Raw genomic sequence first — 20,854 nt, 5'->3', positions numbered from 1 at the left:
CCGCGTACTCGCCGACCTCCAGCTCCTTCGGGGAGCAGGCCATGCCCCACGACGCGACGCCCTGCATGGCGCGCACGCCGATCTCCTGTCCCGCGACGGTGCTGCCGGGCTTCGCGACGGCCACGCCGACGCCCGCGCGGGCGTTCGGGGCGCCCGTGACGATCGTGACGGGCGCGGGCTCCCCGACCTCCACCGTGAGGCGTGACAGCGCGGTGCCCTCGATGGGCGCGCACTCGATCACCTCGCCGTACACGACGCCCTCGGGCGGGGCGGGCAGGTCGACGACCTCCTCGACGGGCAGGCCGAGGTTCGCGAGGACCGGTTCGAGCGCCTCCGCGACGTCCTGGGTGCCGCCGCGGGCGAGCAGCGCCGACTCCAGGTCGGGCAGGAGTTCCTTGAGCCACGAGAGGGCGAGCTTCACATCGTCTCCTTCGTCAGGTCGTGGTCGGCGAGACGGTCGGCGACGGCACGGGGGAGGGTGGGGAGCGCGGCGTCCGCGCCCGGGTCGAGGTCGCCGCGGAACTGTGACAGGAAGCGCAGGTCGTTGCCGTAGAAGTACCGGATGTCGGGGATGCCGTAGCGCAGCATCGCGATGCGGTTCGGTCCGAGCCCGAACGCGAAGCCCGTCTTGCCCTCGTAGGCGCGCGGCAGGCCCGCCGCCTCGCGCAGGTCGTCCACGGCGCGCAGGACGTTCGGGTGGACCATGCCCGAGCCGCCCAGTTCCAGCCAGCGGTTCTCCTGATCCCACCAGATCGCGAAGTCCGCGCCGGGTTCCGTGAAGGGGTAGTAGCTCGGCTGGAAGCGCACGCGGGCGCGCGGACCGAACATCGCGCGGGCCATCTCGGCGATGGCGCCCTTGAGGTCGGCCATGGTGATGCCGTCGGCGACGACGAGCGCCTCGAACTGGTGGAACATGCTCTCGTGCGTCGCGTCGGTGGCCTCGTAGCGGTAGACCTTGCCGGGCACGACGATCTTGAGGGGCGGCTCGTGGGAGACCATGTAGCGCACCTGCATGTTGCTGGTGTGCGTGCGCAGCACCTGGCCGTCCTCCAGCCAGAAGGTGTCCTGCAGGTCGCGAGCGGGGTGCCACGAGGGCATGTTGAGCGCGTCGAAGTTGTACGTCTCCGTCTCGACCTCCTGGCCCTCGACGACGGCGTAGCCCATGGAGGTGAACACGTCCTGCAGTTCCTGCAGGATGCGCGTGATGACGTGCAGGCCTCCGACGGGCAGTTGCAGGCCGGGCAGGGTCACGTCGATCGTCTCGCTCGCGAGGCGCGCGTCGAGCTCCTGCGCCCGCAGGAAGTCCTCGCGTTCGCGGGCGGCGGCCTCCAGTTCGGTCTTGAGGGCGTTGATCTCGGCGCCGCGCGCGCGGCGCTCGTCGGGCGCGAGCGTGCCGAGCGTCTTGAGCTGCGCCGTGACGAGCCCGTTCTTGCCGAGGTACTGCGTCCTGACGCCCGAGAGCGCCTCCAGCGTGGTCGCCGCGTGAATCGCGGTCAGTGCTTCCTCTCGCATGATCCTCCTCCTGACATCAAAAAAACCGCCCCGCACGAGGGCGGGGCGGGCTGCGCTTCCGGTCTAAGCGCGCCTGACCCCGCCCGTCGGAAACGGCGAACGTGACCGCTGGGGGTGGGTGTGGCGCGACGTCATGAGCTCAGGGTACGTGGAAGGCGGGCGTCTTTCAAGCCTGAGTCGGGTGGCGTAGGGCGGCTTCCCGTGTGGCACGAGATGCAAAGCCGAGTGCATCTTCATGAAGTCTGTGAATGGTGTGAGGACTCCGCCTCATGAGGCGGGACTGCACGCCAGTGGAGGATTTCTCAGCACGTTTGCCTTCATCCCTCCCTTATATTGGTGTCATGCGTCGCATCGTGTCGTCCGGAGCGCCCGGCTCCACGCCCCCCGGGGTTCGCACGACCATGACGACCAGCGTCCGCGCCGCCGTCCTCAGCGACCCCGGCCGGGAACGCGACCTCAACGAGGACTCCGTCCTGATGGTCGACTTCTCCGGCGGCGGGCTCTTCGCCGTCGCGGACGGCATGGGCGGACACGCCGCCGGGGAGGTCGCCTCCCGGCTCGCCCTCGACGAACTGCGCGCCGCGTACACCTACGGCAGCGGACCCGCCCCGAGACGGCTCGCGCAGGCCGTGCAGGCCGCGAATCTCGCCGTGTACCGTCAGGCCGTCGGTCACGAGGCGGGGATGGGCACCACCCTCACCGCCGTCCTCGTCGACGGCGGCGCCGCCATCGTCGCCAACGTCGGTGACTCCCGCGCGTACCTCTACCGACAGGGCGCCCTCACGCGCCTCAGCCGCGACCACTCCTGGGTCGCGGAGCAGGTCCGGCTCGGCTTCCTCACCGAGCAGGAGGCGCGCGACCATCAGTGGCGCAACGTCGTCAGCAACGGCCTCGGCAGCGACGAGAAGGTCCGCCTCGACCTGCTCGGCGTGCGCCTCGAGGCCGGCGACCGCGTCCTCGTGTGCAGCGACGGCCTCACCGGCGTCGTGGAGGACGACGACCTCATCACGCTCCTCGGTCAGGACGCGCAGCCGCAGGACCTCGTCGTGCGGCTCGTGGACACCGCCAACGAACGCGGCGGCCCCGACAACATCACGGTCGTCGTCGTGGACGTCCTCCAGAACGGCCCGAAGCCCCGCTACGCCCTGCCCACGCTCAACCCGGCGGGTCCCGTCAGCATCACCACCTTCGACACGCCCCGCCGCGGCGGTCTGCTGTCCTACCTCACGCTCGCCGTGCTGTACCTCACCCTGTTCGGCATGATCGTCGTGCCCACCTGGCGCACGCTCATCGCCGCGCTCGGCGTCACGGCGCTCGCGCTGCTTCTCGCGTTCGTGGTGGTGCGGCGCCTGCGCGCCCGACCTCCCGCGCCGCGCGAGGCCACCTACGAGGTCGCGCCCGGTCGTGCCGACCTGCCCGCCACGCCCCGCGAACGCCCGGAGTGAGCGCGAACCTGTACAGTGGCCCCATGAAGCAGCCCGTCAGCACGCCCGAAGCGCCCGCCGCCATCGGCCCGTACAGCCAGGCCGTGCGGACCGGCGACCTCGTCTTCACGTCCGGTCAGATCCCCCTGCGGCCCGACGGCAGCGTCGTGGAAGGCAGCGTCGCCGAGCAGGCGCGGCAGGTCCTCGACAACCTCCGTGCCGTCCTCACCGCCGCCGGGAGCGGACTGGAGCACGCCGTGAAGGTGACGGTCTTCGTGACGGACATCGGGCAGTTCTCGGACCTCAACGAGGTGTACGCCGAGTACTTCACCGCGCCCTTCCCGGCCCGCACCACCGTGGAGGTGTCGCGTCTGCCGCGTGACGTGCTCGTGGAGATAGAGGCGGTCGCGCTCGTCCCCTGAGCGCCCGCACCGCCCTGCCCGCGCGCCCCGCGAAGGGGTGACGCGGGCCATTTGCACTGCCGGGCCCGTGCTAGCGTGACCTCATGACCGCCGTGCCCGAGACGACCCCGCGCGAGCTGCTGCTCAACCGCGTCCAGAAGGACATCCCGATCGTGCCGCGCCCCTACCGCCTCATCGCGGAGCAGGTCGGCCTGACCGAGGCCGAGGCCCTCGACATCCTCCGCGAGGAGAAGGCGCGGGGCGTGCTGCGCCAGATCAGCGCGATCTTCGACACCCGCACCCTCGGCTACAAGTCCAGCCTCGTCGCGGTGAAGGCCGATCCCGAGAAGCTCGACGAGGTCGCGGACGTCATCAACGCGCACCCCGGCGTGAGCCACAACTACCGCCGCAACCACGACTTCAACCTGTGGTACACCATCGCCGTGCCGCCCGAGAGCGACCTCGAGGCGCACGTGCAGAAACTCCACGAGCTCTCCGGCGCGGAGCTCACGCGGCTCATGCCGACCCTCCACCTCTTCAAGATCGGCGTGGAGTTCGACATGACCGGCAAGGAGGAGTGGAACGCGAAGTCCGCCCCGGCGTACACGCAGAAGGACCGCAACCTCGGCTACGAGGTCACCGACACGGACCGCCGCTTCGTCCTCGAATTCCAGAAGGACCTCCCGCTCGTCGAGGAGCCCTTCGCGGACGCCGCGCTGGCGCTCGGCATGACCGTCGAGGAGGTCGCCGCGCACGCCGAACGCATGAAGGCCGCCGGGGCGCTGCGCCGCGTGAGCGCCGTCTTCCGTCACCAGAGCGCCGGGTTCACCTTCAACGCGATGGGCGTCTGGGCCGTCCCGCAGGACGAGGTCGCCGCGGCTGGGCAGCGCATGGCGGAGTTCAAGGCCGTGTCGCACTGCTACCTGCGCCCCACCTACCCCGAGTGGCCCTACACGATCTTCACGATGGTGCACGGCCGCAGCAAGGAGGAGGCGTTCGGCAAGATCCGCGCCATCGCCGACGAGGTCGCGGTGGGCGTGGACCACGCCATCCTGTACTCCACGAAGGAATACAAGAAGGTGCGGCTCGAATTCTTCATTCCCGAGTTCTACGAGTGGGAGAAGACGCACATTTCGCCCTCTGAGACGCAGAATTCCTGATTTCTTGAACCCAGCACAAAAGTAACCTCTCTCAGCCCTAGTCTTGTGCTCTCACAGGAGTAGGGCTGTGTTGATATCGGAAGCAATCGAGGAGTTCGTTAGGGAGCACAAAACCCGAGGGAGCCGTCCTGCCACCATCGGCTTCTACCGAGGGACACTTACGCGGTTGCTCGCGCCCTGTCTCGACCAGGACGTGGCCAGTGCACTTACACCGTTCACGATTAACCGAGCCATGGCGCGAGACGTGAAGGCGGCAACTCTGGCCTCATGGGACAGCGCGCTTCGAGCCTTCTGTAACTGGTTAGAAGGTGTGGGGCTTCTAGTGAAAAATCCATTTCAGGGGAGACGGCGCCCGAAGGTCCGAAGGGAGCCGAAACGTGTCCTCTCTCCAGAGGAGATGACGAAGCTTCTTCAGGCAGCTAAAAAGAACGCTAGGTGTAAAGCTCGCAATGTAGCGCTATTGGCCCTGATGCTTGATACGGGCTTGAGGGCAGGAGAGGTCGCATCCCTAAAACTGACCTCTATCGATTGGGAAATGGGGATCGTCCGCGTCGAGGATGGCAAGACTGGTATGCGTTTCGTAACTGTAGGATTGAAGGCCCTACGTTGTCTGAAGCGCTACATTACGCACGAGAGAAAGGGGAGCAGTCTGTATCTCTTCCTGACGCCACGACGAACCCCTATGAACGCTCGGCTCATTAGCCAGCTTGTGTTGCGGATCTCCAAACGAGCTGGCCTTGGCTGGGAACTACGAGCACATCGACTGCGGCACTCATACGCTTGCGGCTATTTGAGCGGTGGAGGGGATCTGTTCTCCCTGATGCGGCAGCTTGGGCACACCAAACTCGACACAACCGCAGCATACCTGCATTGGACAATCGATTCTCTCCAAAAAGCCAATGTCCAATATTCTCCTATGAGTCGCATCCAGATACCGCGGTAGGTCCTCGGTCATCAGTCCAAGGCTAGGACGACCTTCGGGAAGACGGTATAGCGCTCTAAGCATGAGACCCGCTTCGATGGGGCGCTCAGACTATTCCTCAAAATTGCCTGCGCTGGCGATTCCAAAGGGTATCATAGGGTCTGTATGTCTAACGGCAGCTAAGACACGCCGAGGACAGGCGGTAGTCGGAAGGGAGAGAGCACTTGGAGAGCCAGCTGTACGGCGACGACGTAATAACGGTAAAGCCATTTTTGAAATGGGCTGGCGGGAAAAGGTGGTTGATCGCTAACCACGGCGATCTATTTCCACAGGATTACAACAGATATATTGAACCATTTTTAGGAAGCGGATCGGTATTTTTCGGCATGCAGCCGAGCACTTCAATACTATCGGACATTAACAATGAACTTATCGGAACATATATAACATTGAGAGATGATTGGGTGGAGCTTAGAAGACTCCTTGAGTCATATCATTTGCACCACAGCAAGGAATTCTATTACAACATAAGGGCGAGCAGACCTACTACTTCAATAGAAAGGGCCGCTCGTTTTATTTATCTCAATAGGACATGTTGGAACGGACTGTATAGGGTCAACAAGAGTGGACATTTTAATGTTCCAATTGGTACGAAAAGCAGCGTAATTCTCCCTGACGACAATTTTGAAGCAGTGTCTCGACTGCTGTCTCGTGCTGAGTTGCTGAGTTGTGATTTCGAAATGATTATCGATAAGGCATGCGAAGGAGATTTTCTTTTTGTAGATCCGCCATATACTGTCCGACATAACTACAATGGATTTGTAAAATACAACGAAACCCTCTTTAGCTGGGAAGATCAGTTGAGATTGGCGGACGCGCTTATCAGGGCGAAGGCCAGAAATGTAAAAATACTTTCTACGAATGCTTTCCATGAATCGATACGAAGTTTGTATTCCGACCATTTTATGCTTACCTGCGTCGACCGAGTGAGTCCAATAGCTGCCGATAAAGCCTCTAGAAAACGATACGAAGAGTACGTTATATCCAACTTAGGAGAGTACTAATGCAGAACTTCTTCGAACGTGCCCGTTACCAAGATAGTCCCTTGCGTATGGTATCGGACTTTCTCAGAATCCAAGACGATCTTGAGGCGGCAAAAGAATACGAGAGAATGAGATTCGTCGGTTATGTCCTTGAAATAGGATATGACAAAGTAACCATAATAACCTCGGATCCCTACAAGATTGCTGTTGGTGGAGTTCCTCGGGGATCCTTTTTGATAATGGTCCCCGACAATATTGGTGACTTGCCGCCGCACTTCACGCTATTGCGTGTAAGAGATACGGCCGAAACCCCGCTTAAGCGGGAAGTGCAGCAAACATATTTCGAGCTCCATAAAAAGTCGATGCCAGAGATTGACAGATGGACTCAGGGCGAGCTGCAGTGGGGCGCACTCGAAACTTCGGTGCTGGGCATGTTTTACCCCGATCCACGGGATGAGAACAAAGTGGCATTCTCAGGCGATGTTAACAATGTGGTTAGTGCGCATCGCTACAAAATATATTCTCCTGATCAGGGCCTACTCGATTTGATTGTAAACGGACTTGTTAGTCAAACAAATCGGTGGAGTCTTGGCCGCTTACGTTCTACTGAATGTGAGTTAACGTTTGATGAGCTGGAAGATTCTGATACCCCTGTCAATATCTCTGTTAATGATATTAAGGGTTTCAGAACTGCACTTTTTGGAAAAACTCGTCTCGGTAAAAGCAATATCGTAAAATTGATAGTGCAAAGCGTAATTGAGTCTACACGGGATGATCGAAGCGTCGGACAACTGATATTCGATGTAAACGGTGAGTATGCAAATACAAACGAGCAGAACATAGGTATCAAAGAGGCATACCCAGAAACGACGGAGGTGTATGCCCTCACCCAAAGAGCAAGTACGCCATCCAGTCCGCTTCGACTCAACTTCTACGAGCAGCCAGAGAGCTGTATCAAGGTTTTGTCGGGATTTCTGAGCCAGGACAGGCAGATGTCGAACTATATCAGGAGCTTTGGTAGCGTGACTTTACCGTCGGTCTCTGAAATACAAGCCTTGCCTCAAGGCGAACGCGATCGGCTTATTAGAAAGTTGCACACCTACTGGGCTATTCTGCATAGAGCTGGATTTGAGAGCAACACGACCAGACTTCAAGGTCTAGATCTAAGGGGAAATAACGCAACCACCTTTAATCCTCACTACAGTGTAAGATTGCGTGAAGCGGCATACGCGCATGCTGGCGTAGATATTGCCGATCCTCCCCGCAATCTAGAAGAGCTAGCTAGTGAACTTGAGGTGATTGCAAACTACAGAGCAAACGCCCCTAGAAATGCCGTTCCTCTTCGGTCGACTGGAACTAGCGGTGAACCTATTTTCGACTCGGACGATATAGCGCTCCTTGATTTCTTGTCTCCACAAAGTGGAACTGGGCCAGGGATTCTACGAGCGTATAGAGGATACCATTCGCCAACCGCTGCCGACTTTGAAGGCGACATTATGCGACTCCTCGATAATGGAATGACTGTTATCCTAGATCTGGGCAGCGCGAGCGACGAAATTAGGCAGTACTTCTCGGACATGCTTTCTAGAGCCGTTTTTCGGCATCAAGAAGCAAAGTTCGTCGAGAATAGACTTCAAAACCACTACATACAGCTTTATTTCGAGGAAGCACACAACCTATTTCCAAAGGATAACGACAATTTCACAGGAGTATATGCTCGTTTTGCGAAGGAGGGGGCGAAGTTCCATATTGGTATGGTCTACTCGACGCAATCGCCTTCGACAATCAATAGAGAATTGTTGGTGCAAACGGAAAACTTCTTCGTTGGTCATATCCCGTCGAAAGACGAACTGCGAACTTTGACAAACCTGCAGGTAGCCTTCGAAGATGTTCAGCAAGATATTATGAAAAGTAGATCTCCTGGATTTATGAGGATGATCACTTTCTCTCACCGCTACATTATTCCTGTCCAAGCCCGCCACTTCAGGAGGGAAGAGTCTTAATGCCATATAGACCTGGTAGTCGTCTTCCAGGCGAGCGGGCTGGAAAGCTCAACCACCTCGACGTTCTGCACAGTCCGTTAGTAAACGCGCTTGTTCGTCAGTTCGAAACCCCGAACTCTGAGCAGGAGGGTACAGGAGACGGCGACGACGAGTTGGAGCCAAAGTGGACCCCCTTTCCAGAAGGAGGTGAGCCTCTACGGCTGGTCTTCGCGGTTGATGGGTCGTTGCAAGTGGTGGGAAGCGAAGGATTTCCTACTAGAGAACTTGCATTTGTTAAAACTGCTCTACTGAGGGTTGATGCAGTTGCAGTAGAAAGACTCGATCCATTCGCACCTCATCCCATGAGGCTTAAAGATATTCTTTCTGAAGCTGCGCTCTATCATGCAACAGCTTTTCCTTTGCGAAACCTGTCGTTGCCTGGGGAAAGCAATTACAACGCCATCAGAAAAATCATCTTTGAGTCAATTAAAGACGAGTCTCTTCACGGAGAGCCCATGAGCACCCTAAAGTGGTTAGCTTATGAAAAATGGAGTTCTCGTCGCCCATTATCTCCTGGGTTCCAGTGCCCTATATGCGAGGAGGAGATTGAGGGCTTGCCTTATGACGCCGAGGAAGGGGAGTGCCCTCACTGCGCCTCACATGTTTACCTATCCGATATGCTGGGTTTTCACCTTGAAATGGGGGAGGACTCTGCGCCCCAATCGGTCGCGTCCTCCTACATGCTTATTCACGAGACGCTTCTACTGTTTACTGGTATCAAGCATTACTGGGAGTCAAACCCACGCTTGCTTAATAGGTGCTTGTTTGTAAAAGATGGTCCCCTAACACTCAGGAGTCAGTACTCAAAGCTGGTAATCCCCATAAGACGTTTATTTCAGGACGCTCTCGCAAGGGGAATTACCATTCACATGTTCGGACAGGAAAAATCAGGGGCGTTCGTTGAGCATCTAGCAAGTATTCAGAGATTCGCACCCTCTGGGCCAATCGTCTTTGCCCCGTCGGAAAAATACATTCGAACTAACGTTCAAAGTGCTCCCCTGAGAAAGGAGCCCTATGGACTCAGAACCAATTACGGTAGTAAGCTTTTTGTAAAACTCGACGACTATCACCACTTGGTGTTAAGTACTCCTATTGGTGAATATGACGCCAATCCTACTCTTCAGCAATACATTGGAATAACGAACATCTTGGCTACTCTTCCACAGTTAGTCAGCCACCGACACGAATGTGCCCTTGTTCCTATTGTACTAGCTAACGGTGTAGCTTCTTTGTCGACGTATCCTTCTGCGCAAATCTTAAGGCTATTTGCGGGCCTTTAGATTTCCAATCAAGACAAATACTAGATCAAGCGGCCAAATACAATTTGAATGAGGCAGGAATACGTTTTTATGGCAGGCGGTGGTTATCAGTTCCACCGCCTGTTTAACATAAAGCTTAATATTGGGAGTATTGCATTAATATTATGCGCTCCAAATGCATTAGAGGCCTACACTTCCAGCTTCGTTACACTCCAATATCGGATGTTTCTGGAGTGTTACAGTAGCACTGTGACGGCGATCCTCTCAGAGGCGGGACGTGCGGTGGCGTACTACCGTGTAAGCACACAGAAGCAAGGTCAAAGCGGCTTGGGTTTAGAGGCACAGCAGACGTGTGTCGAACGGTACGCCGAGGCGCAAGGTCTGACTCTCATTGCCACCTATACCGAAGTCGAAACAGGAACTGGAAAGCGACGGCGTATCGAAATCCAGAACGCCATCAAAAGGGCAAAGGCAGAGAACGCTGTGCTATTGATCGCCAAGCTGGATCGCCTCAGTCGCAACCTCCACTTCGTGACGGGTCTCCTCGAATCCAGAGTCAATTTCGTGGCCTGCGACATGCCCCATGCCAATACGCTGACCATCCAACTCCTGGCAGTAATGGCTGAACACGAAGCGAGGCTGATCAGTCAGAGGACGAAGGAAGCCCTGGCTGCAGCAAAGGCCCGAGGCACGAAACTTGGTAGCCCGCAACCGATGCCTGAAGAGGTGCGGGCCTTGGGTCGGGCTGCACTTCGCCAGGAAGCCCAGGAAGCCACCTCCAAGGTCAGGGGGTATGTATTTGCACTTCGAGAACAGGGGCACAGCCTGAGGCAAATTGCAGCGAAGTTAAACGCTGACGGCTTCACTACTCGCCAGGGCAAACAATGGTCCGCAGTGCAGGTGAGTCGGGTTCTGCTGCGGTCAGTACCACAGTAAGGAGTCCTCGCCCTATTCCTCGTCGGGACCTGGAATTTTGGTTGGTATTCCGAGGGCAACAGCCCGTTCGTTCACTGCTTTGCGTAGCCTGGCTTCCCAGTACTCCTGCTTGTCGCTGAAGTGGACGTAAATACCATCGTGCAGCCAAAGTACGATCCGAAAATCCCTTTTATCTTTTGCTAGTTCGGTTGCGGCTGACATAATCATAACTTCGTAAGAGGAGACCTCGCGCGATAGAAGGGTGCGTACACGTGCTGCAGTGTCATCTTTGCCTCTTTTCGTAACGTCCGAAAGACTATGGAATATGCCATAGGCATCTCGAATGCCGCCATCTCGCCGAATCCTTTCCATTTGATGGTCGCGTGCGTCGAGGAGACGACTGATCATTGAATGTTCAAAGAAAAGGTCGCGAAAAGCGCGGGAGAACGTCCTAGTCGCTAACGCTTTTAGATAACGTCTCTCCATCCCGTATACCACTGCGTAAATTAGGGACTTGAGTTTGGATTTGTCTTCCTCACTCAATCCAAAATCTTCGAGAAGGGACGGCCATATAGATCCTTGCACGTCGAGAATTCGTACCAAATCTGGAAGATCCCATATGGCGGCTGCAATAGATAGATGGGCATTATTGAGATCAAGGGACACGGTTCCCCTCAAAATAATCTCTCTGACCTCGGCAGTCAGATTGGCCAGTGAGTAGCGTTGAGTATAAATACGTTCAGTGTTTCGGGCCTGCTGATATATAGGTGCAACAGAAAAATAGTCCTCTAAGGCGCAAATAGCTAACAACTGCCCCTGCTGCTTTTGATCCATTCGCCTTCTGTCGGCTTCAGACATTTCTGGTTTCGGTGCGTAGTGCTCGAGTACAAAGTGACGGGCTTCGTGGAGATTATTGTAAAACTGGCGGAAGACGTTTGAGGGAATTGATTGAAGGTATTGCAGAACGGGTGCGTTTGGGCGGTCTTCATCAATGGAAAACAGCTTAGGCGGGTGCTTTTGCTGCCTGCCCCGACGAGAAGCAGTCTTGCCTGAAACGAGATATACCTCTCTTCGTTCTACCGTGAGGCATCGCCTATACATCTCTTCCAAATGAGGAGGAAGTTGAATTGCGGCGGTTGTTGCTTGCCCTTTAAGGTAATTGGCCTTGTGTTTTATTAAGTGTAGGCCACTTGTACTCTCGAACGATTCAAGAGTTGAGTCCAGTCGGAACCTACCTTGAAATGCAGACTTAGACTCACCTCTAAGTGAAGCAACGACCTCGCGTGAAACAATCGGAAAACCAGTATTTTCGTCTCGGAAGTTGGTGAAGAGGAGATAGGCAAGCAAACGAAGGTGTCCTGCATTCGGAGGTTCGAAGAGAGATGGAATGTGGAGTTGAAACGCCTCACGCATATCCAGGGACACTGCAGGATCGAAGGATTCAAGGGAGACGGGAACAGGAGAAGAAGAGAGGATAGAATTCTGAACGATGTATGACATGGCAACCATCCGATCATGGAATGTTAGGAACATTCCTCCATAGGAGAGTATTTGAAAAGATGAAATTGGCACTACTGGCCGATTACCTGGGTTTTCTAGGCAATTGGGTATGCTAAAGTACCCAAAGCGGTTTTTATAATACCGATACAGGTATATTGCCTGTCAATAGGCCACAACTTCGTTGTAAGCGTCAAGAAGCCCCCTCCAAAAAGCTTGGAAGGTTCTACCCTGGTAGCTTTTCGCGGGCTAAATTCTTGCTGTCGAATTTTCAGCGATTATTCACCAGAAAACGCCAGGATTCGGGGGGGGTTTTGGGGTAGTCTTTGCTGCTTTTTTGCGGCGACGTTCGATTTAGAGGGTGGTTTTTTAGAGATCCGTTGCTTAGGGAAAAAAGTGAAAAATGAGGCGCTTTAATCACTGCATTGCCGATAAGGTAGGATCATATTACTGATTGAAATACTCTGCTGTCTGTTCCAGAAACGAAGGGCTGAGACTAGAGGCGATGTTTAAGCGTCTGATAGCCTCAACCTTTTCTACGAGATTTGAGAATGCGAGGAAGCCACAAACGGCGTGCAGAGGCTTACTCCTCAGCTGAAAAGTGGGCCGCCGAATCTCCTGCGCCACTTTTGTTCTGCGTTCATCGGGGGCAACGAGATACAGCTTGAGATCAAGATTTGGCTGCAGTGCAAGTAAGTCGCTCATCCGCAATAAACCTGAGTAAACGGAAGTGGTACATTCAACTTCGAAAGCTGCGACGATACTATTGCCTTTAAGCCAAAGCACATCGATAAGCTCAATAGTCTTTTGTGTCGCTTCGTTGAATTGCGTTGGTAGGTGATTCACCATGTGGGGCAGTTCTCCCAAGGTGTGACCGTTCCAAGTACGAGAACGGTCGTTACGCGCCACCCAAACATCAAGCCCCATGTCTGCTCCTAGAGTCAGGAGGTGGTACTGGATCTCGGTATGCCGAGTGGTGGCTGTGTCCTCGGCAGGGGCTTGAGCAGGTGCAGGTGTGGGAGATAGCGCGTTTGGTACCTCGTCGGTTTCTGGAACGCTGACCAAGTCCTGTACAACGGTCTGACCAACTTTGCGCTCAGCCTTGTACAGTTTTCGCTTGTCTACAGGGCGAACCGTAGGATTGCGTTGCGCCTCGTGAAGCAGGGTTTCCAAAAGCTCGCCATCTGCACGCTGAGGAATGCGGTTGGGGCTGCTCCTGACAATCCCTTTGAACTTGCCAGCGTCTTGCGCGGTCTCGTAGAAGGCTACCTTGCCCTCAAGCTCCCGCATTGGCACGCCATTCTGTGCGTCGAGCAGGAGGAGGGGACGCACCTCCAAACGGACTGGAAAGTCTCCAGCCCATATTGGTCTGGTGTCGTTGCTCGGACCAACCACTTCCAGCACGCCCACCCAGTGCATTACTCCTGTGAGGTAGCACAGCAGTTTGTCTCCCGCGCGTACACGGGCTACTGAAGAGCTTCGTGCGCTGCTAAAACCGATTACGTTCGCACCTGCGGCTCGAAACTCGTCCCAAGTGCGTCCTGTGAAGAGGGCTAGCCAGTAGTCCCCGTTGTGTGCGAATGGCATTGCAGCCATCTTATCCGCCCCCGCCCAAGGCTAAGGCCGAAGTCGGCGCTTGCGCCAGGCTCTTGTGCTCTTGTACGCTGCATACGAGCACGGGGCTGAGAGAAGGAGTCTGTGCTGAACGAGAAATTTCCTTCGAATATGTAATTCGAAGGTGATTACAAGAAGGTGCGCCTCGAATTCTTCATTCCCGAGTTCTACGAGTGGGAAAAGACGAATATCAAGGACTGAGAGGTGGTTAGAAAAGTCGCCGCAAAATGCGGCGACTTTTCGTTTTATGGGTTTGGCCTGTCTATACAACAGGATTATCTCTTTGATGGAGTAGGGCATCAAGGTGCTCAACTCATGCTCACGTGTACGTCGTAATTGAGGAGTCTGCTGATCATGTGAAACGGATTCGAGAAAAGACGGCCTCCATCCTGCTCGCCGGTCTCATGGTCCTGACGGGCTGCGGCATGACGCCTGCACCCCTCGCGGGAGCGCCCGACCTCAGCCTCGCCTCGGTCGAGGCTCCTGATATGCTCACGCGGGCACCCGAGTTCGAGGCCGCGAGGCGCACGTTGAGCGAGGCCGGGGTCAGGCTCGACCTGCGCAAGGTTCTCAAGTTGCACCGATCCGGACAGGACGCCTACGTCCTCTCGACCGATCAGGCGGATCTTCGCGTCATCGCCCTCGTGCGGGACGACCGTGTCCTGACCGTCAGCCTCGTCCGGACGGCGGACACCACGACCGTCACCGACCTCTCCACCCAGGCGGTCACGGTGGTGCGGCAGGACGGTCGTGCGGCTCTGGCCTTCGGCTACGCCGCCTTCTCGGGAAGCCGGGACAGCCTGCTGCGGATCGCCTCTTCCACGCCTCCCGAGCGGAAGATTCCCATCACGGCTCAAGCGGGGACACGGCAGTGCACGGGGAGCGTACCGGCCAATCTGCTTCAGGCACGCGAGCAGGCGCAGGACGACGCCGCTCACCATCAGGAGCAGCTGGCGGTGGCTATCGCCGCCGTAGCTGCCACAAGTGCGACGGTACTCGCCGCCTGTGGTTTGACGACCTTGACCGGAGGAGTCAGCTCCCCGGCATGTATAGGCGCGGTCGGACTTTATGCAGGTGCGCTTCAGAACGCGCAGGAGAAAACCCGTCAGCGTGACGATGCCAACATCCGCAAAAAGTACGCGCAGCTCGCCATCGACCAGTGGAAATCAAGTCACGCTTCGAGCCACGACTGTCACTGGTGAGCGGAGGACACTCATGACGATTCTGCTGGCCCTCCTTTCCATTCCAGCGGCGCTCTACTACTGGAAATTCCGCCCGTCGGACCCGGCGCCCCTTTTCTTCTCGCTCGCCTGGCTGTTCTGGCTGCTCGGCAGGTCAAATCAGGACAGGTACGACGCTTCCGCCGTCGGCATGTCGAGTTCCATCCTGATCATCCTGTTCACCCTGCGCAACCACGGCAGGAAGCCACAGCAGTAAGTCGTCCCCCTCCTCCTACTTCAGCCCGGCGGGGCGGCTCTCGAACACCTGCCGGGCCGTCAGGTCGCCCGCGCGGAGCTTCTTCACCTCGGCCGCCGTGAACGGCTTCGCGCCCGCCGGGAGCCTGTTGCCCCAGCTCGTGGCGACGTAGTTGAGGACCGCCGCGAAGTCCGCGTCGCTGAGCTTCTCGAAGCTCGGCATGCCGCCGCCGTACATCACCCCCTTCACCCTGAGCTCCCCGACGAGGCCGTGCTGAAGGACGTGCGCCACGTACGTCCGCCCGCCCTTCACGCCGAGGAGTTCCGGCACGTGACCCGCGAGCGGCGGGTACGCGTACGGGAGCCCCTCGCCCTTCACGCCGTGGCAGCCCGAACAGTTCGCCGCGAAGACCTTCGCGCCGCCGCCCTGCCCGAGGGCCGCGCCCGCCACGCAGACCGCGAGCGCCGTCACGTACGCACGTCCTGACCGCTGTTCCATGCCGCCCTCCCGGGTCCGGAAGGCCGGACCCCGACCGACGAGACCTTCGGGTCACGCGAACGTCCGCAGCAAGGGGAGACGAGGTGGTCGATTCCACGTTGCCACACCCGGAGGCCGGGTGGTGACGCCCCTCGTCATGCCCTCTTCACCTTCACGCCCGGGACGTGTGCTCTCACGCGCTGCTGACCTTTCCCGGAACCGCTTCGCCCTGCCTTCATGGCCCGTTCGGACTTTCGACACCTTGTGCGGATTCACGGGGCGCCCCTCAGAAATGGGGCTTGTGATGATCCTGACTCGAACCCAGGGAGGGAACGCATGACGGACAAACAGTCGCAGTCGGGACCGCAGGACGGCCAGGGCCAGCAGGCCGGGCAGCCGGAGCAGCAGGGCATGCAGAAGCAGCAGGTGAACCTGCGGGCGAACGAGGAGGGCAAGACCGTCCCCGCGCAGCAGCAGGACCAGCAGCCGGGCCGCGAGTCCGAGATGAATCCCCGCCCCGTCTACATCAAGCCCGACTACAAGGCGGCCGGGAAGCTCCAGGGCAAGGTCGCGGTCATCACGGGCGGCGACAGCGGTATCGGCCGCGCCGTGGCCGTCCACTACGCCCGCGAGGGTGCCGACGTCGCCATCGTGTACCTCGACGAGGGCGACGACGCGCAGGAGACGAAGCGTCTCGTGGAGGAGGCGGGCCGCCGCTGCCTCACCCTCGCCGGGGACGTCGGCGACGAGGCCTTCTGCCAGCAGGCCGTGCAGCGCACCGTCAGCGAGCTCGGACGGCTCGACGTCCTCGTGAACAACGCCGCCGAGCAGCACCCGCAGGAGAGCATCACCGACATCACCCGTGAGCAGCTCGAACGGACCTTCCGCACGAACATCTTCGGGTACTTCTACATGGCGAAGGCCGCCGTGAACCACATCCCCGAGGGCGGCACGATCATCAACACGACCTCCGTGACGGACTACAAGGGCAGCCCGCAGCTGCTGGACTACTCCTCCACGAAGGGCGCGATCGTGGCCTTCACCCGCTCGCTCTCCATGAGCCTCGCGGAGAAGGGCATCCGCGTGAACGGCGTCGCGCCCGGCCCCATCTGGACGCCGCTGATTCCCAGCACCTTCCCGCCCGACAAGGTCGCGACCTTCGGCGCGGACGTGCCCATGAAGCGCCCCGGTCAGCCCGCCGAGGTCGCGACGTGCTTCGTGTTCCTCGCGTCGGACGACAGCAGCTACATGAGCGGTCAGGTGCTGCACCCCAACGGGGGGGAAGTGGTGAATGGATAAGGGAGCGAGCATGACCAACGACGAGCAGCAGACCAACACGCAGTTCACGGACAGCAACCAGAACGCCAGTCCCACCGAGCGCCTCGTGTTCGGCTCGCTGGGTCTCGGGCTCATCGCGCTCGGCGTGACGAACCGCCGCAACCCCGCCGGGATCGCGGCGGGCGTGCTGGGCTCGGTCTTCGTGACGGGCGCCGTGGCGGGCAAGAGCCTGTTCGACTCCGCCTCGAAGATCCGCCGCACGAACGAGGGGGGCGGCATCCACATCCAGCGCGCCGTCACCATCGGCGTGGACGCGGACCAGCTCTACACCTTCTGGCGCCGCTACGAGAACCTCCCGCAGTTCATGAGCCACCTGAAGTCCGTCACGCAGACCGACGAGCGCACCTCCCGCTGGGTCGCGAACGCCCCGGCGGGGACGGAGGTGTCGTGGGAGGCGGAGACGATCGAGGACGTGCCGGGCCGCCGCATCGCGTGGCGATCGAAGGAGGGCAGCACCGTCCCGAACGAGGGCAACGTGGAGTTCCGCGTGGCGCCCGGCGGGCGCGGCACGGAAGTGCACGTGGAGCTGCAGTACCATCCGCCCGGCGGGACGCTCGGCGCGGCGGTCGCGCGCTTCTTCGGCGAGGAGCCGAACCAGCAGATCAAGGACGACCTGACGAGGCTCAAGCGCCTCATGGAGCTCGGGCAGGTCCCGACGACGGAAGGTCAGCCGTCGGGCCGCCGTTCGGGCGGCGCGAAGGAGCAGGCGTCGCGCCTCGCGGCGGACGCCTGGGACACCGGACGCAAGCAGGTCAGCAACGACGGGGGCACGCTCGAGGGAGGTCAGTCGTGAAGGCGGTCGTGTGGCAGGGCGTGAACAAGATGGGCGTGGAGAACGTCCCCGACCCGGAGATCCTCCTCCCGACCGACGCGATCGTGCGGATCACCAGCACCGCGATCTGCGGCAGCGACCTGCACCTCCTCGACGGGTTCATTCCCAGCATGACGCCGGGCGACATCGTCGGGCACGAGTTCATGGGCGAGGTCGTGGAGGTCGGGCGTGACGTGAAGAAGCTGCGCGTCGGCGACCGCGTGGTCGTGCCGTTCACGATCTCGTGCGGGGTGTGCGACTACTGCAAGCGCGGCCTGTGGAGCCTGTGCGACAACAGCAACCCGAACGCCCGCGCGGCGGAGGCGCTGTACGGCGCGGCGAGCCCCGCCGGGCTGTTCGGGTACTCGCACCTGTTCGGCGGGTACGCGGGCGGGCAGGCGCAGTACGCGCGCGTGCCCTTCGCGGACGTCGGGCCCTTCAAGATCGAGTCGGGTCTGCGCGACGAGCAGGTGCTGTTCCTGACGGACATCTTCCCGACGGGCTACCAGGGCGCGGAGCAGTGCGACATCGAGCCGCGTGACGTCGTCGTGGTGTTCGGCGCGGGCCCCGTGGGGCAGTTCGCGATCCGCAGCGCGTTCATGCTGGGCGCGGCGCGCGTGATCGCCGTCGACCGCGTGCCGGAACGTCTGCGCATGGCGGAGGCGGGCGGCGCGGAGATCGTGAACTACGAGGAGGTGGACGTCATCGAGACGCTCGCGGAGATGACGGGCGGACGCGGCGCGGACAAGGTGATCGACGCGGTCGGCATGGAAGCGCACGGGCACGGGCCGGGCTCCACCCTCGACCGGGCGAAGCAGAAGGCACGCCTCACCTTCGACCGCCTCACCGCGCTGCGCTGGGCCATCACGACCTGCGGGAAGGGCGGCGTGGTGAGCATGCCGGGCGTGTACGGCGGCATCGTGGACAAGCTGCCGCTCGGCGCGGCCTTCAACAAGGGCCTCACCTTCCGCATGGGGCAGACGCACGTGCCGCGCTACCTGCCGCGCCTCATGGAGATGATCGAGCGGGGCGCGATCGACCCGAGCTTCGTGATCACGCACCGCGCCACCCTCGACGAGGCGCCGGAGCTCTACAAGACCTTCCGCGACAAGAAGGACGGCTGCATCAAGGTCGTGCTGGACCCCTGGGGGAACGCGCAGGCGGCCGACTGAAGCGAGGAGAAGCGAGCAGAGACGCGTGGGCGGCCCAGGCATGAGGACCGGGCCGCCCCGGTCCGTACGCCGCCAAACAAGTTGCAGAGACGCGTGGGCGGCCCAGGCATGAGGACCGGGCCGCCCCGGTCCGTACGCCGCCAGCCATCAGACGCCCACTGCAACCCGACCAGGAAGAAGGACGGCCCGCACGCGCGGGCCGTCCTTCTTCCTGGCTACCTGTGGGGCGAGTCGTCGTGCGGGAGGTCCGCGAAGGGCCGCAGGGGCTGCTCGGCGTTGCTCCAGCCGAGACGGGACATGGCCTCGGCCCGGACGGAGCGCAGGCGGACGTAGGCGTCCATGGCGGCCGCGTAGGGCGCGTCGAGGGCGTCGGCACGCTCCAGGTGCGAGGAGAGGGCCCCGAGCATCTCGCATTCCTCGCGGAGCGCGTCGAGAAATACCCTCAGTTCTTCCGCCGATCCTCTCATGGCCACAGGCTAGTGAGGCGCGCTGTGAGCGCGGTGGGAGCGACGCACTTCACACCTTGAGCGAAGACGCAGTTCCCAGGGAACGATGAAGAGGGTCCGGGCGGACCTCACGGTCAGGCGTTCAGGAAGGACCGGACGACGTCGTTGAGGACCCAGCGGCCCGCGTCGGTGGTCCGCAGGCGGTCGCCGTCGAGGGTGAGGCGGCCGGCGCGCCGTTCCGCCTCGATGACCTCCCCGTAGCGGGCGCGCACGTCGAGGCCCGCGCGGCGCGAGAGGTCCGCGAGGTCCACGCCGTCCGTGAGGCGCAGGCCCATGAAGAGCGCGTCCGTGACGTAGTCCTCGGGGGCGGAGGGCTCCGCCTCGCCCGCGTCTCCCGTGAGCCACTCGTGCAGGTGCGGGTTCGTGCGGCGCTCCGTGAGGGCGCCCGGGACGGGGTAGTGACCGCTCGCGCCGGGTCCCAGGCCGAGGTACGCGCGGTTCGTCCAGTACGCGAGGTTGTGGCGGGAGCGCGCGCCGGGCCGGGCGTAGTTGCTGACCTCGTAGCGTTCGAAGCCACGCTCGGCGAGGAGGCGGGCGGTGACGTCGAAGCCGCGCTGCTCGTCCTCCTCGGCGACGGTGACGCCGCGCCGCGCGAACTCCGTGCCGGGCTCGATCGTGAGGGTGTAGGCGCTGACGTGCTCCACGCCGAGCGACACGAGCCCGTCGATGTCCCGCTCCAGCGGCTGGCCGGGCACGGCGGTGATGAGGTCGCCGGAGACGCGGAAGTCCCTTTCGAGCAGCGTGGTGACGGCCGCGGCGGCGCCGCGCGCGTCGTGACGCCGCCCCAGGAAGCGCAGGGTGTCGTCGTCGAGGCTCTGCACGCCCACGCTGGCGCGGTCGAAGCCCAGTCCGCGCCAGTGCGCGGCACGCTCGGGGGAGACGGTGCCGGGGTTGACCTCCAGCGTGTTCTCCGCGCGGCCCCAGCCGAGCGTGCCGCGCACGGCGTCCACGAGGTCCGCGATCTCGTCGTCACGCAGGAACGACGGGGTGCCGCCGCCGAGGTAGACGGTGTCGAGGTCCACGTCGTAGCGCCCGGCGAGTTCATGGGCCTCCTCGCGCAGGCGGCGCAGGTAGGCCTCCACCTGCCCGGCGCGGCGCGTGAGGACGTGGAAGTCGCAGTACGGGCAGATGGACGGGCAGAACGGCACGTGCACGTACAGGTGCCGCACGGTGCGCTCGGGATCGGGGTGGGTCAAGCGGGGCCTTTCAGGAGGGCGCGGCGCGAGGGTCGTCTCGCGCCGCGCGTGGAGGTCGGGGTCAGGAGACGTGCGCGAGGCTGTGCGGCGTCTGCGCCCACCAGAGGTGCAGGACCCGCGCGAGGTCGGCGGGCGCGGCGCTCACGACG

At 60.5% G+C, this 20,854-nt stretch carries 19 protein-coding genes and 1 pseudogene; 13 read left to right on the top strand and 7 right to left on the bottom strand.

What is annotated here, in order from left to right; genetic code table 11:
• Nucleotides 1-421 (bottom strand): annotated as a pseudogene (locus DEIPI_RS32265) (phenylalanine--tRNA ligase subunit beta); the annotation flags it as partial.
• Nucleotides 418-1,512 carry a phenylalanine--tRNA ligase subunit alpha gene (pheS, locus tag DEIPI_RS32260; RefSeq protein ID WP_045234613.1) on the bottom strand — a complete coding sequence of 365 codons (1,095 nt, stop codon included), beginning with the start codon at nt 1,510-1,512 and terminating at the stop codon, nt 418-420. The gene pheS and the pseudogene DEIPI_RS32265, both read right to left, overlap by 4 nt.
• A 341-nt stretch (nt 1,513-1,853) precedes the next feature.
• On the opposite strand from pheS, the gene DEIPI_RS0117420 reads away from it, so the two are divergent.
• From DEIPI_RS0117420 to DEIPI_RS32240, 8 genes are all read left to right on the top strand, one after another.
• Nucleotides 1,854-2,957, top strand: coding sequence for a PP2C family protein-serine/threonine phosphatase (locus tag DEIPI_RS0117420; RefSeq protein ID WP_052351805.1), 1,104 nt, complete (start codon nt 1,854-1,856; stop codon nt 2,955-2,957).
• Nucleotides 2,958-2,980: 23 nt separating this feature from the next.
• Nucleotides 2,981-3,358 carry a RidA family protein gene (locus tag DEIPI_RS0117415; protein ID WP_027482603.1) on the top strand — a complete coding sequence of 126 codons (378 nt, stop codon included), beginning with the start codon at nt 2,981-2,983 and terminating at the stop codon, nt 3,356-3,358.
• 83 nt (nt 3,359-3,441) lie between these two features.
• Nucleotides 3,442-4,497, top strand: a complete 1,056-nt coding sequence (ahbA, locus tag DEIPI_RS0117410; RefSeq protein WP_027482602.1) for a siroheme decarboxylase subunit alpha — start codon at nt 3,442-3,444, stop codon at nt 4,495-4,497.
• Between the two features lie 232 nt (nt 4,498-4,729).
• Nucleotides 4,730-5,440, top strand: coding sequence for a tyrosine-type recombinase/integrase (locus tag DEIPI_RS42290; RefSeq protein ID WP_157463764.1), 711 nt, complete (start codon nt 4,730-4,732; stop codon nt 5,438-5,440).
• 203 nt (nt 5,441-5,643) lie between these two features.
• The gene (locus DEIPI_RS32255) at nt 5,644-6,483 is read left to right on the top strand and encodes a DNA adenine methylase (RefSeq protein ID WP_045234612.1); all 840 of its coding nucleotides are present in this window, start codon (nt 5,644-5,646) and stop codon (nt 6,481-6,483) included.
• Nucleotides 6,483-8,465 carry an ATP-binding protein gene (locus DEIPI_RS32250; protein WP_045234626.1) on the top strand — a complete coding sequence of 661 codons (1,983 nt, stop codon included), beginning with the start codon at nt 6,483-6,485 and terminating at the stop codon, nt 8,463-8,465. Before DEIPI_RS32255 ends, DEIPI_RS32250 begins: the two co-directional genes overlap by 1 nt.
• Nucleotides 8,465-9,784, top strand: a complete 1,320-nt coding sequence (locus DEIPI_RS32245) for a hypothetical protein (protein ID WP_045234611.1) — start codon at nt 8,465-8,467, stop codon at nt 9,782-9,784. Before DEIPI_RS32250 ends, DEIPI_RS32245 begins: the two co-directional genes overlap by 1 nt.
• 48 nt (nt 9,785-9,832) lie before the next feature.
• Nucleotides 9,833-10,699, top strand: coding sequence for a recombinase family protein (locus DEIPI_RS32240; protein WP_245588591.1), 867 nt, complete (start codon nt 9,833-9,835; stop codon nt 10,697-10,699).
• Between the two features lie 12 nt (nt 10,700-10,711).
• Here DEIPI_RS32240 and DEIPI_RS38055 read toward each other — a convergent pair whose 3' ends face one another.
• Nucleotides 10,712-12,178 carry a hypothetical protein gene (locus tag DEIPI_RS38055; RefSeq protein WP_157463763.1) on the bottom strand — a complete coding sequence of 489 codons (1,467 nt, stop codon included), beginning with the start codon at nt 12,176-12,178 and terminating at the stop codon, nt 10,712-10,714.
• 444 nt (nt 12,179-12,622) lie between these two features.
• On the bottom strand, nt 12,623-13,594 hold the full coding sequence (locus DEIPI_RS38050) for a hypothetical protein (RefSeq protein WP_169737147.1): 972 nt from the start codon (nt 13,592-13,594) through the stop codon (nt 12,623-12,625).
• A 518-nt stretch (nt 13,595-14,112) separates the two neighbouring features.
• Here DEIPI_RS38050 and DEIPI_RS0117405 point away from each other — a divergent pair.
• Both DEIPI_RS0117405 and DEIPI_RS0117400 read left to right on the top strand, forming a co-directional pair.
• Nucleotides 14,113-14,991 (top strand): hypothetical protein, encoded by an 879-nt coding sequence (locus DEIPI_RS0117405; RefSeq protein ID WP_045234609.1) that lies wholly within the window; start codon nt 14,113-14,115, stop codon nt 14,989-14,991.
• 13 nt (nt 14,992-15,004) lie between these two features.
• A complete protein-coding gene (locus DEIPI_RS0117400) occupies nt 15,005-15,226 on the top strand; it encodes a hypothetical protein (protein WP_027482600.1) in 222 nt (73 codons plus the stop codon).
• Between the two features lie 15 nt (nt 15,227-15,241).
• On the opposite strand, the gene DEIPI_RS0117395 is transcribed toward DEIPI_RS0117400, so the two are convergent.
• A complete protein-coding gene (locus DEIPI_RS0117395) occupies nt 15,242-15,703 on the bottom strand; it encodes a c-type cytochrome (protein WP_027482599.1) in 462 nt (153 codons plus the stop codon).
• 390 nt (nt 15,704-16,093) lie between these two features.
• Between DEIPI_RS0117395 and DEIPI_RS0117390 the strand changes: the two genes are divergently transcribed.
• Genes DEIPI_RS0117390 through DEIPI_RS0117380 form a run of 3 tightly spaced genes read left to right on the top strand, consistent with a single transcriptional unit; the run spans nt 16,094 to nt 19,003 of the window.
• A complete protein-coding gene (locus DEIPI_RS0117390; RefSeq protein ID WP_045234624.1) occupies nt 16,094-16,981 on the top strand; it encodes an SDR family oxidoreductase in 888 nt (295 codons plus the stop codon).
• Nucleotides 16,982-16,991: 10 nt separating this feature from the next.
• Nucleotides 16,992-17,813 carry an SRPBCC family protein gene (locus DEIPI_RS32230; protein WP_084474498.1) on the top strand — a complete coding sequence of 274 codons (822 nt, stop codon included), beginning with the start codon at nt 16,992-16,994 and terminating at the stop codon, nt 17,811-17,813.
• The gene (locus DEIPI_RS0117380; RefSeq protein ID WP_027482597.1) at nt 17,810-19,003 is read left to right on the top strand and encodes a zinc-dependent alcohol dehydrogenase; all 1,194 of its coding nucleotides are present in this window, start codon (nt 17,810-17,812) and stop codon (nt 19,001-19,003) included. Before DEIPI_RS32230 ends, DEIPI_RS0117380 begins: the two co-directional genes overlap by 4 nt.
• Nucleotides 19,004-19,218: 215 nt before the next feature.
• On the opposite strand, the gene DEIPI_RS0117375 is transcribed toward DEIPI_RS0117380, so the two are convergent.
• Nucleotides 19,219-19,470 (bottom strand): hypothetical protein, encoded by a 252-nt coding sequence (locus tag DEIPI_RS0117375; RefSeq protein WP_157463761.1) that lies wholly within the window; start codon nt 19,468-19,470, stop codon nt 19,219-19,221.
• Nucleotides 19,471-19,583: 113 nt separating this feature from the next.
• The gene (hemW, locus tag DEIPI_RS0117370; protein WP_027482595.1) at nt 19,584-20,705 is read right to left on the bottom strand and encodes a radical SAM family heme chaperone HemW; all 1,122 of its coding nucleotides are present in this window, start codon (nt 20,703-20,705) and stop codon (nt 19,584-19,586) included.
• Between the last annotated feature and the right edge of the window lie 149 nt (nt 20,706-20,854).

The sequence above is a fragment of the Deinococcus pimensis DSM 21231 genome (genome assembly GCF_000519345.1).
GTDB classification, from domain to species: Bacteria; Deinococcota; Deinococci; order Deinococcales; family Deinococcaceae; genus Deinococcus_A; species Deinococcus_A pimensis.
The sequence above is the reverse complement of the archived record's forward strand: the minus strand, read 5'-3'. Positions and strand labels throughout refer to the sequence as shown.

Bases quoted from the DNA above. Each gene is read 5' to 3' on its own strand.
- pheS (WP_045234613.1), bottom strand. From the start codon at position 1,512: ATGCGAGAGGAAGCACTGACCGCGATTCACGCGGCGACCACGCTGGAG.
- DEIPI_RS0117420 (WP_052351805.1), top strand. From the start codon at position 1,854: ATGCGTCGCATCGTGTCGTCCGGAGCGCCCGGCTCCACGCCCCCCGGG.
- DEIPI_RS0117415 (WP_027482603.1), top strand. From the start codon at position 2,981: ATGAAGCAGCCCGTCAGCACGCCCGAAGCGCCCGCCGCCATCGGCCCG.
- ahbA (WP_027482602.1), top strand. From the start codon at position 3,442: ATGACCGCCGTGCCCGAGACGACCCCGCGCGAGCTGCTGCTCAACCGC.
- DEIPI_RS42290 (WP_157463764.1), top strand. From the start codon at position 4,730: ATGGCGCGAGACGTGAAGGCGGCAACTCTGGCCTCATGGGACAGCGCG.
- DEIPI_RS32250 (WP_045234626.1), top strand. From the start codon at position 6,483: ATGCAGAACTTCTTCGAACGTGCCCGTTACCAAGATAGTCCCTTGCGT.
- DEIPI_RS32245 (WP_045234611.1), top strand. From the start codon at position 8,465: ATGCCATATAGACCTGGTAGTCGTCTTCCAGGCGAGCGGGCTGGAAAG.
- DEIPI_RS32240 (WP_245588591.1), top strand. From the start codon at position 9,833: ATGAGGCAGGAATACGTTTTTATGGCAGGCGGTGGTTATCAGTTCCAC.
- DEIPI_RS38055 (WP_157463763.1), bottom strand. From the start codon at position 12,178: ATGTCATACATCGTTCAGAATTCTATCCTCTCTTCTTCTCCTGTTCCC.
- DEIPI_RS38050 (WP_169737147.1), bottom strand. From the start codon at position 13,594: ATGCACTGGGTGGGCGTGCTGGAAGTGGTTGGTCCGAGCAACGACACC.
- DEIPI_RS0117400 (WP_027482600.1), top strand. From the start codon at position 15,005: ATGACGATTCTGCTGGCCCTCCTTTCCATTCCAGCGGCGCTCTACTAC.
- DEIPI_RS0117395 (WP_027482599.1), bottom strand. From the start codon at position 15,703: ATGGAACAGCGGTCAGGACGTGCGTACGTGACGGCGCTCGCGGTCTGC.
- DEIPI_RS0117390 (WP_045234624.1), top strand. From the start codon at position 16,094: ATGCAGAAGCAGCAGGTGAACCTGCGGGCGAACGAGGAGGGCAAGACC.
- DEIPI_RS32230 (WP_084474498.1), top strand. From the start codon at position 16,992: ATGACCAACGACGAGCAGCAGACCAACACGCAGTTCACGGACAGCAAC.
- DEIPI_RS0117375 (WP_157463761.1), bottom strand. From the start codon at position 19,470: ATGAGAGGATCGGCGGAAGAACTGAGGGTATTTCTCGACGCGCTCCGC.